Source organism: Aequorivita sp. H23M31 (assembly GCF_004022485.1).
GTDB classification, from domain to species: Bacteria; Bacteroidota; Bacteroidia; order Flavobacteriales; family Flavobacteriaceae; genus Aequorivita; species Aequorivita ciconiae.
This window is the reverse complement of the sequence record NZ_CP034951.1, coordinates 1,848,909-1,861,787: the sequence shown is the minus strand read 5'-3', so window position 1 is coordinate 1,861,787 and position 12,879 is coordinate 1,848,909. Positions and strand designations below refer to the sequence as shown.

The 12,879-nt window shown below is 36.9% G+C and carries 12 protein-coding genes; 6 read left to right on the top strand and 6 right to left on the bottom strand.

Annotation, left to right across the window (positions count from 1 at the left end; translation table 11 throughout):
• Positions 1–27: 27 nt before the first annotated feature.
• Entirely contained in the window at positions 28–531 is a 504-nt protein-coding gene (locus EI546_RS08120) for a GNAT family N-acetyltransferase (protein ID WP_128250074.1), read from the bottom strand.
• 183 nt (positions 532–714) lie between these two features.
• Between EI546_RS08120 and EI546_RS08115 the strand changes: the two genes are divergently transcribed.
• Positions 715–1,359 (top strand): phosphoadenosine phosphosulfate reductase domain-containing protein, encoded by a 645-nt coding sequence (locus tag EI546_RS08115; protein ID WP_128250073.1) that lies wholly within the window; start codon positions 715–717, stop codon positions 1,357–1,359.
• Positions 1,360–1,421: 62 nt separating this feature from the next.
• Here EI546_RS08115 and EI546_RS08110 read toward each other — a convergent pair whose 3' ends face one another.
• The 4 genes from EI546_RS08110 to EI546_RS08095 form a co-directional block, all read right to left on the bottom strand.
• Positions 1,422–4,142, bottom strand: coding sequence for a carboxypeptidase-like regulatory domain-containing protein (locus EI546_RS08110; protein ID WP_128250072.1), 2,721 nt, complete (start codon positions 4,140–4,142; stop codon positions 1,422–1,424).
• Between the two features lie 83 nt (positions 4,143–4,225).
• The gene (locus tag EI546_RS08105; protein WP_128250071.1) at positions 4,226–5,002 is read right to left on the bottom strand and encodes a GLPGLI family protein; all 777 of its coding nucleotides are present in this window, start codon (positions 5,000–5,002) and stop codon (positions 4,226–4,228) included.
• Between the two features lie 135 nt (positions 5,003–5,137).
• The gene (locus tag EI546_RS08100; RefSeq protein WP_128250070.1) at positions 5,138–6,025 is read right to left on the bottom strand and encodes a GLPGLI family protein; all 888 of its coding nucleotides are present in this window, start codon (positions 6,023–6,025) and stop codon (positions 5,138–5,140) included.
• 147 nt (positions 6,026–6,172) lie between these two features.
• Positions 6,173–6,973: a GLPGLI family protein gene (locus EI546_RS08095; RefSeq protein ID WP_128250069.1), complete on the bottom strand. Its 801-nt coding sequence runs from the start codon at positions 6,971–6,973 to the stop codon at positions 6,173–6,175.
• Positions 6,974–7,178: 205 nt separating this feature from the next.
• Here EI546_RS08095 and EI546_RS08090 point away from each other — a divergent pair, with 205 nt between their 5' ends.
• The 5 genes from EI546_RS08090 (at position 7,179) to EI546_RS16735 (ending at position 11,691) form a co-directional block, all read left to right on the top strand.
• Positions 7,179–7,979, top strand: coding sequence for a hypothetical protein (locus EI546_RS08090; protein ID WP_128250068.1), 801 nt, complete (start codon positions 7,179–7,181; stop codon positions 7,977–7,979).
• Between the two features lie 2 nt (positions 7,980–7,981).
• Complete coding sequence (locus EI546_RS08085) at positions 7,982–8,596, top strand: deoxynucleoside kinase (RefSeq protein ID WP_128250067.1); 615 nt, start codon at positions 7,982–7,984, stop codon at positions 8,594–8,596.
• Between the two features lie 135 nt (positions 8,597–8,731).
• Positions 8,732–10,768: a polyphosphate kinase 1 gene (gene ppk1 / locus EI546_RS08080; RefSeq protein WP_128250066.1), complete on the top strand. Its 2,037-nt coding sequence runs from the start codon at positions 8,732–8,734 to the stop codon at positions 10,766–10,768.
• Positions 10,769–10,944: 176 nt separating this feature from the next.
• Positions 10,945–11,169 carry a hypothetical protein gene (locus EI546_RS16225; RefSeq protein WP_164905203.1) on the top strand — a complete coding sequence of 75 codons (225 nt, stop codon included), beginning with the start codon at positions 10,945–10,947 and terminating at the stop codon, positions 11,167–11,169.
• Positions 11,170–11,481: 312 nt separating this feature from the next.
• Positions 11,482–11,691, top strand: a complete 210-nt coding sequence (locus EI546_RS16735) for a DUF2442 domain-containing protein (protein ID WP_205649725.1) — start codon at positions 11,482–11,484, stop codon at positions 11,689–11,691.
• Positions 11,692–11,838: 147 nt separating this feature from the next.
• Here EI546_RS16735 and EI546_RS08070 read toward each other — a convergent pair whose 3' ends face one another.
• Positions 11,839–12,852, bottom strand: a complete 1,014-nt coding sequence (locus tag EI546_RS08070; protein ID WP_128250065.1) for an App1 family protein — start codon at positions 12,850–12,852, stop codon at positions 11,839–11,841.
• Positions 12,853–12,879: the final 27 nt, after the last annotated feature.

The window sequence follows — 12,879 nt, the reverse complement described above, 5'->3', positions numbered from 1 at the left end:
TAATGCATTCAAGGAAAACTTTTATTCTTATAGTACTTTCTCGTAAGCTTTCCTCGCACTACCACGGAAATATACCTCGCCACAAAAATGATAACCCAGGTTTTCAAACAAATGTAGCATTGCTAGATTGTCAAAATTCGTATCGGCTTTTATACTGTTAATGTTATGGTCCTTTGCGAATTTTTCTATCTGGAGAAAGAGCTCGCTCGCCATTCCTTTTCCTAAAAATTCTTTAGCAACCGCCAAGCGATGAAAGACAACAAAATCACCGGTAGTGAGCCATTTTCCTTTTAGGTTATCATATTCCGGTTCGTCGTTGATAAGGATTGCGGCGTAACCTGCAATTTGCGAATCTATTTCCAGAATGTATCCAGCTTCAATGGTAATATCATTTTCAATGGTTTCGGGATTTGGATAACCGTCCTGCCATTGGTTGCTGCCATCATCTTTCCGGCGAGCGATAGCATCTTGCAGGATTTGCCAAATTTGGGGAATATCTTGGATTGTAGCCTTTCTAAATGTATAATTCATTTTGACGATTACTGGAAATAAGGTGAACCTATTTTTGAAAGTTGATAAAGGTAATTAATCAGACACATTCCTTATTGCCACTTTTTGTTTTTGTTCAGCCAATTTGATTCTTAACTAATATAAAGACAAAAAAATCTTTTTTTTTAAAATCAAGAAGCAGAGATTGCTATCTTTGCGTTTAAGATGAAAGTAGAGGCAAAAAAGAAAGATGAGGTTCTCGATTTAGGATATTATAACAAGATCCTAAGGGAAAAATCTGCGGAATATATTATCCAATGGGCATTGTCTTTTGCTGAAAAACCCATTATAACCAGTAATTTCAGACCGTATGCTACCGTTCTTATCCATGCCGTCGTGCAGCAGAAACCTGATATTCCGGTAATATGGTGCGATACGGGATTTAATACCTCCTCTACTTATGAGCATATCTGGGAGATGGAAAAATCCTTGCGCTTGAACCTCTACAAATACAAACCCACTTTCTCAAAGGAGTTTATTAGCTATTATTATGGAATTCCGGATGTCAATGACCGGTTGCATGCCTTGTTTACCGAATTGGTAAAGATGGAACCTTTTAGAAGGGCATTAAAAGACCACAACCCTGACGTATGGTTTACCAATGTGAGGCAGGGACAATCCGAGCACCGGGAAAAATTGGACATTTTGAGCTATACAAAAAATGGAATCTTAAAAGTGAGCCCGTTTTATTACGCCACCACAAAAGATTTGTATCAATATACCCAGCAGTACAACCTTGCTATAGAATTCGACTATTACGATCCCACTAAAGGAGAAGCGGATCGGGAATGTGGAATTCAGCTTTTGTAAAGAATTCGATTTCAATCCTCCTCCGGTTTCGATTTCGATTTTGATTTCAATTTTGGTTTCAACTAAAGATCATATTTTATCACAAACATCACAATGCGTGGCATTACAAAATATTGCGAAGCGATTGTGAACTGTTCGCTAAAACTATCGTTGTTCAAGGATTTTGTATTCAGAATATTGGTTGCTCGAACCGAAAATTCCCAAGGACTTTCTCCATTTTGGTAATATAAATTCGCATTTAAGAAGGAATAAGTATTTTTAATGCTTTTCTCTTCGTTAGTGTAATTGTAATAATCCCAATCCGCCACAAAGTCAAAATTCTTTAAAAAACGCATATCCAACTTCGCATAAGGCTTATTGGTAAAAAAGGTTTGATTTCCCCCTCCGTTGTCATAATCATTCTTGATGAAGGTGTACCCAACTTCAATATTTGGAAACTTTCTAAAGTTGCTGGCTATGCTCGCCGTATAGTTTTGGGTAAAACTCTCGCTTTCTCGTATTTCCTCATTAATGATATTATGAACCTTGCTTAAATATAGATTTGCGTTCAATTTGAACTCAATTTTTTTAACCCTTTTGCTAAAACTTCCATAAGCTGAAAATGTTTCATCCGGAAAATTGCTGTCAAAGTTTAAGGGGCGGCTAACCTGATTGATTCCCGAGAAAACAGTTGTGTTTTTTATGGCATCAATTCTTCTACTATAGTTTAACCTTCCATGTATATTGGTGTAATTAAATAGATTGAAACTAAAATAGGACAGATTATAATTATGCGAAAGCGAATTCTCCAATTCCCTATTTCCTTTGAAGAGCCGGTTATAATTATTAAAAACGTAGGCTTGTGCATAATTATTCACGTCGCTATATTCTGAAGAAATGGAATAATTGAATCGTAGGTTTTCACTCTTTTTCAATTCTAAAATCACATTGAGATCTGGAAGTATTCTCCAATCATTTTGGGAAGAAATAGTTCCAAATTGTTCATTCTTCAAATTGTAATTATGAAGTGTAATTCCGGGGGTGATTATGAATTTCCCTGTTTTAAGTTTATAATGAAGCCCGAGAAATATATCTGAAAAAGTATAGGAAACATCATTGTTAAAATCATCGCTTACAAAGGGATTAGTATCTCCATTGTCCAGAATCTGGAATATCCCAGATTTGAATTTTTGATTGCTATAGGTAGTTCCGAGAGTGAAATTTAAGTTGCTTAAATTATTAAGCACATAATAATAATCGATTTTCCCATCAATTTTATTGCTTTTCACATTTTTGTCCTGGTTGATATTATAGCGTTCGGCAAGAACAACAGGATCGGGTATTTCAGGGTTTCCCATAAAGGGATTTATATCCTGGACTGCCTGATAAAATGGATCTTCATCTTGATACAGATGCTGAAGTTGAGCTGCGAAAATATTCTTTTCGTTTAGGGTGTAATAAGCGTTTAAATTTTGATTAATAGAAAGAGGTTTGTTTTCCTTTAAGCCTGAAATATCGTTTTGATTGCCCGCTGATATGGAAATAGTTGTATCATCTTGGCGTTGGTTGGATGTTTTAGCCAGAACATCATAATCAAGTTGAAAATTGTGACTTGGCTTATATCTGCTGCTTAATTTCAACATCCCCAATTGGCTGTGCTGATTATTTTCAGAATCGGTTTTCTCAGTAATTCCTTGAAGATTATACTGCCGAATACTGCTGTTTACAATATCAGTTTTATTATCACTAAGAATAGTGAATCCGCTTACATCCCATTTTTTGTTAACAGCGTAACTAAAATTTCCCGCAATAAACTTCGCGGTAATTGCCTTTGCACGATCGTTTTGGGCCATTGCAAATCCCAAGTCGCTATTGCTAATATTAAAATTGGTGCCCCCACTTCGATTGATGTTTCGAAATCCTCCGGTAAACTTGAAGTAATCCATAAAAGTAAATGGCACCTCTCCAATATTATTGAAATCCGTAATTAGGTTAATACTGTATTTAGGACTGTAATAAAACAATTTGGGATGGACTAAATACCTGCCATTTTCATCACCATAATCATCAGCAATACCTGCTCCACCTGTAACTTCGCCAAACCAAAAATTCTTTTTTCCTTCCTTGAGTTTAATGTTGATGGCTATGTTATCCTGATCATTTCCAAGACCGCGCATTTGGCCCACTTCATTGTAATTTCGCAAAACCTCAACTTTATCAACTGCATCGGCGGGAATATTCTTTGTTGCAAGTTTGCTGTCGCCATCAAAAAAGTCCTTTCCTTCCACCATTACTTTTTGAACGGTTTTACCTTCTACCTGGATTTCACCTTCTTTGTTCACTTCCACACCAGGTAGTTTTTTCAGCACGTCGCCCAGTTTGCGTTCAGTGCCAGAAGTGAAACTATCGGCGTTGTAAACAATCGTGTCTCCTTTGATAGTAACGGGCATTTCATAGACAAGTTCCACATCATCCAATCGGTTTTCTTGTTCTTTAAGAATAAAATCGATTTGCATATTTTGGGCATTATCAGGAACTTCAACTAACTTTTCCGCATTTTGGAAACCCAAGAAACTCGCTCTCAAAACATAGGTATTTCCTTTTGGAAGGTCCAGTTGAAAACGACCTTCGTGGTTGGTGATGCCATACGATTCTGTTTCGCCAGTAGATTTTATGCTGGCTATAACATTGGCAAATTCCAACGGACTGCCGATACTGTCTTTGATAGTTCCTCTTACCTTGATACTCTGGGCGGAAAGAGAAAGAGAAAATATTGTGAAGAGGAAGAATAGGATTTTATTCATTTTATATTTTTTAATCAAAGGTTTCCGAGTTTACGGAAATGGGATGGGGCGAGAGGTATTTCCAATCACCAATTATTTTACTCTTAATTCTTCTCTAACTCCTCTTTTTTAAGGGCTACAATCTTCTCAAATTTTTCATAAGTGACAACTTCCCCTTTTTTGGGAGGATTAATTTTGACTTTATTTTCATTATATAAAATAATTTTGGAACATAGGAAGGTTGTTCGTCCTACATTGAGTTCCATAATCAGTCCCGGTAATCCCGAATATTCGTCAGGACCATTTGAAACTGGAATCTGTGGAGTGTACCACGCAGTCGCTATAAAAATCCCTTCATTTTTTGTCTCTACTGAATCTTGAGGTGTTGAAATTTGCGTACGGTAATCATTCAAATCAACTTTTATTGTCGCGGTGGCCTTAAAAACAATATGCTCTCCAATTTGTTTGGATTCTTTTTCTAGTTGCCAATCTATATTTGTCAGCGTGTCATCAATAAGAAACTTTTTTCCCAAGAATTCCCTTTCTTCGATAATTCTCCTGGTCTCCAGATTCTTAAAGATGCTTTTGATGATATAACTTCTCATAGCTGAAAAAACTCCCATCATATATGCTGAAGTTCGTGGATCTTTTAGGGTTTCTTCTTCTTTGAAAATAGATTCTTTGTTGTTGAAGGTAAGGATATACGTTTTCTCATAAAGCTCCTTATCCCTTTTTTCAAGTCGAAGTCTTTTTTCCTCCGGCATTTCACTGTAATCCCTGCCAGTATTGGTATTGGATTTATAATATGCCTTGCCGCTTATATTTTGGGCGGAAAGGGAGATTGAGAAAATTATAAATAGAAAGGGAATGATTTTTTTCATTTAAAAAAAGATATTTTACTGCAGATCCGCCTGCCGGACGGGCAGGGGCGCAAAGACGGCAGAGAAGATTTCTCTTAAATTTTTGGTTACAATTTCACTTTGAATTTCGATTTCGATTTCGATTTCAATTTCTTTTTAGAATCCACTTCCACGTCTACCACCCATATTCCTAAAATTCTCCCGGAGCTCTTCGGTCTTTTCCTTTACGATCTTAGTGTATTCCTCTCTGGAAACTTCTTTTCCTTTTTTTGGTGCTTCAATTTTTTCTGCCGCCTTCGGATTCATTACAATTTTTGAACAGAGAATCGTGGTTTTATAAAAGCTCAATTCCATTATCAATCCTGGAAGTCCTCCATATTCTCCAGGACCATTGCTAACGGGGATTTGTGGCGTGTACCAGGCAGTAATTTCAATCTCTTCTGGGATTTCGATCATATCCATAGGATCTGGGATTTCATTTTTCTTATTATCTGCGTTTTTTTCTTTTTCATCTTTTGCCTCATTTGCCGATGAGTCTTTTTTCTTGGGTCGTGCCATTAGGAAATCATTCGGGTCTATTTTTTTGATAGCAGTGGCTTTAAATACCACATATTGACCAATTTGTTTGGATTCCTTTTCAAGCTTCCAATCTAATTTCTGAATAGTATCGGTAACCAAAAATTGCTTTCCGAAGAATTCGTTTTCCTCCAGCATTTTACCAGTTTTGAGATTCTTATACATCGGTCCCGGCATAAAACTGCCCATCATCATTTTCATTCCGGCGTATGCGGGATTAGCATCTAGTTTTTCTTCTTCCCTATAAATGGATTCTTCCTTATTGAAAGTGAGGATAAAAGTGTTTTCCAGCATGCTTTTCATTCCGTCGAGGATCGTCTTTTTCACATCCTCCGATAGTTGCGATTTTGTGTCGGAAACATCAAAGTCCAATGCATTTTTAGATTGATAATAGGCCTGACCACTAATGTTTTGGGCGAAGTTTTGCAGTGAAAAAATAAGGAAGAGCAAGGTTATAAATGCTTTCATACAATGTGTATTTTAGTGAATTTGAGAGTTTTTTATGGATGGAAACAAATATACATGAAATCCATCCTTAATAACTGCCGCTACTTTTGCGGCTACCGCTGCAAATACACTGCCTAGAATTAGCGCGACTTACATCTTCAAGAGTAATTACTCTCTCCGTTTTCGGGTTTTAAAGTTTTCCCTCATTTCTTCATTCTTTTTCTCTAAAATGGCATCGAATTCTTTTTGGCTTACTTTTTTCCCTTTGGATGGTTTTATGATTCCCATTGGTTCTTTGGGGCTTAGTACAATTTTTGTACAGAGAAAAATTAATTTTCCCTCCTGTACTTCCAAGATCAAGCCGGGCAAACCACCATAATTCTTGGGGCCATTTTTAACGGGAATCTGTGGAGTGTACCACGCAATAATCTCTTCTTCCTTGGTTTCCGAGTGAGTTGAAGAATTCTCCTCATTATCCTTATCCCCGCTGAGGCTAGGAGGAAGATAAGTAGCTTTAAAGCATACGTATTCTCCAATAGTTTTGCTTTCCTTACTCAATTTCCAATCCCTGATTTCAATGGTATCTTGAATCAAAAACGGTTTTCCATATAATTCCTTTTCATTGATCAATTTGTTTTCCTTTATATTCTTATACAAAATTTCGTTTTCTCCCATCAAGGACATTGATATTGATATCCCTCCTTTATTTGGATCTGGTTTTTCCAATTTTGGGATTTTCTTAAAAATGGATTCTTCTTGATTAAATTGGAGCTCATATTCATCAAGGAATCCCTTTTTTAATTGTTCTGCAAGGGCCTGAGTAAGGGGGTCTTCCATCTCCTCCTCATCAAATTTTGGCTCATCTTCTTTATACATGGAGGTGTAGAAAGCACTACCGCTTATTTGTTGAGCGAATCCGTAACAGGCGAGGAGTGAAATAATTATTGTAAGGTATAAGTGCTTCAACATAATTTTTTATGATTAAAATGTTCTTATCTCTTTTGTTTAAATTACAAGTGTAGCTGCAACTTAAAACTATTTTGGATTTTAGGCAACTGCTTTTTAGTGATTGGTTGTTTGGTGTCAACTTCGCCGTCAGAATAATTTTCAAAACTCTCCAAAATCATTTCGACTTCTATGGGTAAGAGGTATCTTTGCCTTTAATCAATTAAATATGTTTCGATATTTATTTCTATTGTTGATATTTCCCCAGATAGGAGGCGCCCAAACTGTGGCAATAAAGGAAACAATTCCGGTGACCATGGATCGCTTCATAGGCGTTGACAACTTCAAAAATACCTACTTTTTAAAAGACCGAGTTCTCAACAAACTAGGGAAGGATGGCAATTTTGTTTATAACGCTTTGCAATTGGGCAGATTGACTTCCGTTGATATTATAAATCCCTTAAAAGTTGTAGCTTTTTTTCAGGATACAAATACCGTGGTGCTCCTCGATAACAAACTAAACGAAATTGAACGCATAAGTTTTAACAATCTTCGCGATTTTATTAATGTAAGTGCAGCCACCAATGCCGGCAATAATAGTTTGTGGGTTTTTAATATGGATACCCAACAATTGGAGATTTACAATTATAGAACAAATATGCAGATGGTAGTCTCCCAACCCTTCCCAGGAAAACTGCTGTCTCAGACTAGTAATCTTAATTATTGCTTTACGCTTACGCCAAAAAAATTACGCGCCTTTAATGTTTATGGAAGTCTTCTGAATGAAATACCAAATGAAGGCTATGAGAAAATAGTCCAACTGAACGAAAATCTAGTTGCATTGAAGGAAAATAAGCTTTTTTATATTCCTGATTTCGCTAAACGAAATGGAGAAATATTGCAAGAGGCGGTAAAGCTGGAGCTTCCGGAAATCACAATAAAGGATTTGCAGCTTACCAACGAATTCCTTTATATTTATGACGGCAAAAATTTGCACACTTTTACACTAACCCTTCCTAAGAAAGAATAAATATGCATGTTGCGATTGCAGGAAACATTGGTTCCGGTAAAACTACTCTTACACGTTTATTGGCAAAACATTATAAATGGCAGCCCCATTATGAGGAGGTGGATGACAATCCTTATCTCGACGACTTTTACAATCAGATGGAGCGATGGTCATTCAACCTTCAAATATATTTTTTGAACAGTCGTTTCCGTCAGATTCTCGAAATCCGTGAAAAAGGAAAGGATGTAATTCAGGATCGAACTATTTACGAGGACGCCTATATTTTTGCACCAAACCTTCACGCAATGGGCTTGATGACTAATCGTGACTTTGAAAATTATCGTTCTCTTTTTGAATTGATGGAAAGTGTAACCAAAGCTCCGGATTTACTGATATATCTTAGAAGCAGCATCCCCAATTTGGTTAAGCAAATTCACAATAGAGGTAGAGAATACGAGACTTCAATTAGCATCGATTATCTCAGTCGGTTAAACGAGCGTTACGAAGCTTGGGTCCATGGTTACGACAAGGGAAACCTTATAATTTTTGATGTGGATACCATCAATTTCGTCGATGATCCTGAACATCTGGGAGAAGTGATAAATAGAATAGATGCTCAGTTGCATGGGTTATTTTAATCGACGCGAAATCCATTCCAATTTTTGTAACGTCCAAACCTTAACATTTCCAAAACAGCACTTTCCGCCATAAATCATTTCCTTTGAAGGATTACGAATTTACCTTAAACGAGATATCCGTCTTAGCGGAAATTTATGGCATCACTCTATAACAATAAGTTTTATCATCGCGATCTCTCCTGGCTGCGTTTTAATCATCGCGTTTTACAGGAAGCCGCCGATGAGCGTAATCCGTTGTATGAGCGGATCAAATTTCTGGCTATTTTTTCCTCTAACTTAGATGAATTTTTTCGGGTACGTGTTTCGGATATCCGACAAATAAAACGACTGGACAAATCACTTAGAAAAAAACTGGTTACCAAGCCCAATCGGGTTTTAAAGGAAATAAAACTGCAAGTAGATATTCAGCAAAAGGAGTTCGGAAGGATTTTTAATGAGAAAATAATTCCTCAATTAGCAGAGCACGATATTCATTTGGTTCCTTATGAAGGGTTTTCTGAAAATCAAAAGAAAATTGCTTCGGTGTATTACGAAGAATCCCTTAGGGATATTATTGAAGTAAAAAGTTTTTCTGCCAAAGAGAAACATGAAGTTTTTGTGAAAAATGAAACTTTATATCTCTCCGGAGAAACTGCCAATAGAGAATATTCCATCGTAGAAATTCCGGAATCGGTTCCAAGGTTTTTTGTATTTCCTTCGGAAGATGGAAAAAATTTTGAACTCAGTTTTATCGATGATATTTTAAAATATAATTTGGAAAGGGAATTTTCCGAAGACAAAAAAATGGTCTTTTATTCCATAAAGATTTCTCGGGATGCCGAACTTTATATTGAAGATGAATATTCTGGCAACCTGATGGAAAAAATAAAAGCTGCCCTTCCCCGACGAGATACGGGACAAGCCACGCGGATTTTAATCGATTCTAGAATGCCCGAATCGTTTCAGGAAATTTTAAAAAAGGTATTGGATGTTTCGCATATGGACATCGTCCTGGGTGGACGCTATCACAATTTTAAAGACTTTATGTCTTTTCCAAATCCTACACAACAGAATCTGGAATTACCAAAATTAACACCTCTTCCACACCCTGTTTTAAGTAAGGCAGATTCGATTTTTGAAACTATTGAAAAGAAAGATCAACTTTTGCATTATCCTTATCAAAGTTTTGCGCCGGTAATTAGATTGCTGGAGGAAGCAGCTTCAGATGAAGATGTTACAACCATTAAATTAACTATTTACCGAACGGCATCAGAATCCGCTCTTAATAAAGCGATTGTCAAGGCCGCAAAGAATGGAAAGGACGTTACTGTTTTTATGGAAGTAAAAGCCCGTTTTGACGAAGATAATAATCTAAAATGGGGTGAGATTTTTAAAGAAAACGGAGTTAAGGTAATTTATAGTTATCCTGATATTAAGGTACATTCAAAAATTCTGTATATCGAAAAGAAATGTGACGGGAAAGTAAAACGGTACGCTTACATTGCAACGGGAAATTTCAATGAAAATACCGCTGAGCTCTACACGGATTTCGGATTAATGACTTTCAATAAAAAAATCACGAAGGATGTTAAGAGGGTTTTCATGGTTTTGGAGAAGAAGATAATGGTTCCAAAAACAAAAGAACTTTTGGTTTCCCCTTTTTCTGCCCGTCTTAGATTTACGGAATTGGTAGAAAGAGAAATTGCCTTAGCAAATGATAAAAAAGAGGCTTCTATTATTCTAAAAATGAACAGTCTTGAGGATAAGGAGATGATTAAAGAACTCTACAAAGCGAGCAATGCCGGTGTAAAAATAAGGTTGTTGATCCGTGGAATCTGCTCTCTGGTGCCAGGAATTACCGGCCAAAGTGAAAACATCTATATAACCAGTATCGTTGACCGTTTTCTTGAGCACGGTCGGATTTATATATTTGGAAATGACGGCAATCCTGAAATTTTTATAGGTTCTGCCGATTGGATGACCCGAAATCTTACCCATCGAATTGAAGTGGTGACACCGATTTTGGATGAAGACCACAAGAAAACCATTCAGGATGTGATAAACATCGAATTGGCAGATAACGTAAAAGCCCGAATTATAGATGCTGAACAGAAAAACGAATACGTTCGGAATTCGGAGAAGAAGGTGCAATCGCAATTGGCCATTTATCGATATTTTGAGAAAGGAAAATAGGAATTGACTTTTTGGGGTCTGGACGTTTTGAATCACGACTTAAGGGAATCACGACGATTAGTTTACGACAAAAGAGAGACGAAAAAAGGGACGTATAGAAACACGACGTTTTGAATCACGACGTTTTGAATCACGACGTTTTGAATCACGACTTAAGGGAATCATGACTATTTGGTTTGCGACAAAAGAGAGGCGGAAAAAGGGACGTATGGAATGACGACGATTTGAATCACGACTTAAAGGGAATCACGACTTTTAGGTTTGCGACAAAAGAGGGGCGGATAGGAGGACGTATGGAATCACGACGATTTGAAACACGACTTTTGGAAACAGGACTAAAGGGAGGCAGGAAACAGGACAATTTGAAGCATCACGATTTGAATCATGACTTTTTAAAGTAAAGGCTTTCTTTATTTTCATAGCGTACGAATGACCCACGCAATATTCTCGCGTGTCGATTCCATTTAGTCGTGTTTCGTGCAAAGGACGGTTGTGTGTCGTGGTTCAAGAAGTCGTGATTCGTCTAGCGTCCGCGTGCCGCCTAGCTTTAGCGGAGGAGCAAGCGGTCCTGATTCGTGATTCAAGAATATTTTAAATAAATCCGTTGGAATAAAAAAGTTGAACAATGATTATTAGCGTTGTAAAAGCAAAATTTTTAGAAAATTTCAAAATCCATATTCTTTTTTGATAATGGAGAAAGCGGGATCGTAGATTTGGAAAGTTCCATTTTAAATGATTCAAGAAAAGTTTTTGAGCCACTTAAAAACAAGGATTATTTCAAGAAATTTAGTTTGGATAATTGGACAATTGTATGGCCAAATGATTTCGGGTTTGCTCCAGAATTCTTATATGAACTTACCGTCAGACAAAACAAAAGCTTAGAAAAGAGAAAGTATGAATTAGTTTTTCGGATAAACTTCTAACAGTACAATTATTTTGTTTTCTATCGATCATTTTTTCGTGATTCAAAGAAATCGTGTCTCGTGATTCAAAGAGTCGTGATTCGTCTAGCGAAGCGGTTCCCGGTGAAAAATCGTGTCAGGCTGGGGTTCGTGGTTCCAAGGCTGATTTTAAATAAACCCCATTTCTTTTGCGTGTTCAACAGCAGCCTTACTGTCTTCCACCAACAAAACCGGGACAGTTTCATATTCTTTAAAAAGACCTCTTACCCGGATCATTTTTTTTCGGTGGCTCACACTTCGCATATAAATAGCCAGAATACGTTCGGGATGAGCTTCAGCAATTTCGATGTAAATATCCGGATCGTGCTCTCCGCTATCGCCAATTAAAATAAAGCAGAGCTTTGGATAGGTTTTCAAAATGTTCAAAATCTCCTTTTGTTTTTCGGGCTTCTCACTTTCTGATGTTTTATGAAATCTTTTCGTCAACGGATTTACAAAATCCCGAAGTAGGATAGCACCCTTTGGAAATTTGTTGGCTTTTAAAAATAATTCCAGATATCGATAGAGATTCCAAGGGCCGTGGCTTACATAAAAGATAGGATTGCATTCATTTCCCGATTTACCGTTATGGAGTGTATTGTAAAAATCGGCTGCTCCTTCCAACGGTATCCGTTTTTCGGCTCTTTTAAAAATGGTATTTTTTATCACTTGCCATTTAAATCGCGAAGTGAGTCCGGTATGGATTATGGTATCATCAATGTCGCTGATTACTCCGAATTTTGCCGTTTCCGATGGAATCATAATCTCACCCTTAAACTTGTTATCTCCGAATGTTCTTTTTTTATGACGAGTGTCATTAAAAGATATTTCATAAGATAGAACGCCGTCCGCATCAACTAATTCCCATAAACTCTTTATCGTCTGGTCAATCAGATAATATCCTTGGTTATCAGTTTTGATCTCTATTTTCTGTCCATTCGGAAGGGTCAACAACAGATCGGTATGTTTTATTAGAACGGTGCCAAAACGTTTATAGGCGATCCACAGCATTGTTAAAAAACCTTTTTTTGAGAGGTCTATATTTTCATCTTCCAATGCCCTTCCTTTGGCATATAGATGATTTGAAGTGCCATAACTTCTAAAAGGAATAATTTGGGAGGGATCTTTTCTAAATGGATTCATCGAGAAACAAGTTAAACAAATGGAGGG

Coding starts and splice junctions, on each gene's coding strand:
- EI546_RS08120 (WP_128250074.1), bottom strand. CDS start 531: ATGAATTATACATTTAGAAAGGCTACAATCCAAGATATTCCCCAAATT.
- EI546_RS08110 (WP_128250072.1), bottom strand. CDS start 4,142: ATGAATAAAATCCTATTCTTCCTCTTCACAATATTTTCTCTTTCTCTT.
- EI546_RS08115 (WP_128250073.1), top strand. CDS start 715: ATGAAAGTAGAGGCAAAAAAGAAAGATGAGGTTCTCGATTTAGGATAT.
- EI546_RS08105 (WP_128250071.1), bottom strand. CDS start 5,002: ATGAAAAAAATCATTCCCTTTCTATTTATAATTTTCTCAATCTCCCTT.
- ppk1 (WP_128250066.1), top strand. CDS start 8,732: ATGGCATCACTCTATAACAATAAGTTTTATCATCGCGATCTCTCCTGG.
- EI546_RS08095 (WP_128250069.1), bottom strand. CDS start 6,973: ATGTTGAAGCACTTATACCTTACAATAATTATTTCACTCCTCGCCTGT.
- EI546_RS08070 (WP_128250065.1), bottom strand. CDS start 12,852: ATGAATCCATTTAGAAAAGATCCCTCCCAAATTATTCCTTTTAGAAGT.
- EI546_RS08090 (WP_128250068.1), top strand. CDS start 7,179: ATGTTTCGATATTTATTTCTATTGTTGATATTTCCCCAGATAGGAGGC.
- EI546_RS08100 (WP_128250070.1), bottom strand. CDS start 6,025: ATGAAAGCATTTATAACCTTGCTCTTCCTTATTTTTTCACTGCAAAAC.
- EI546_RS08085 (WP_128250067.1), top strand. CDS start 7,982: ATGCATGTTGCGATTGCAGGAAACATTGGTTCCGGTAAAACTACTCTT.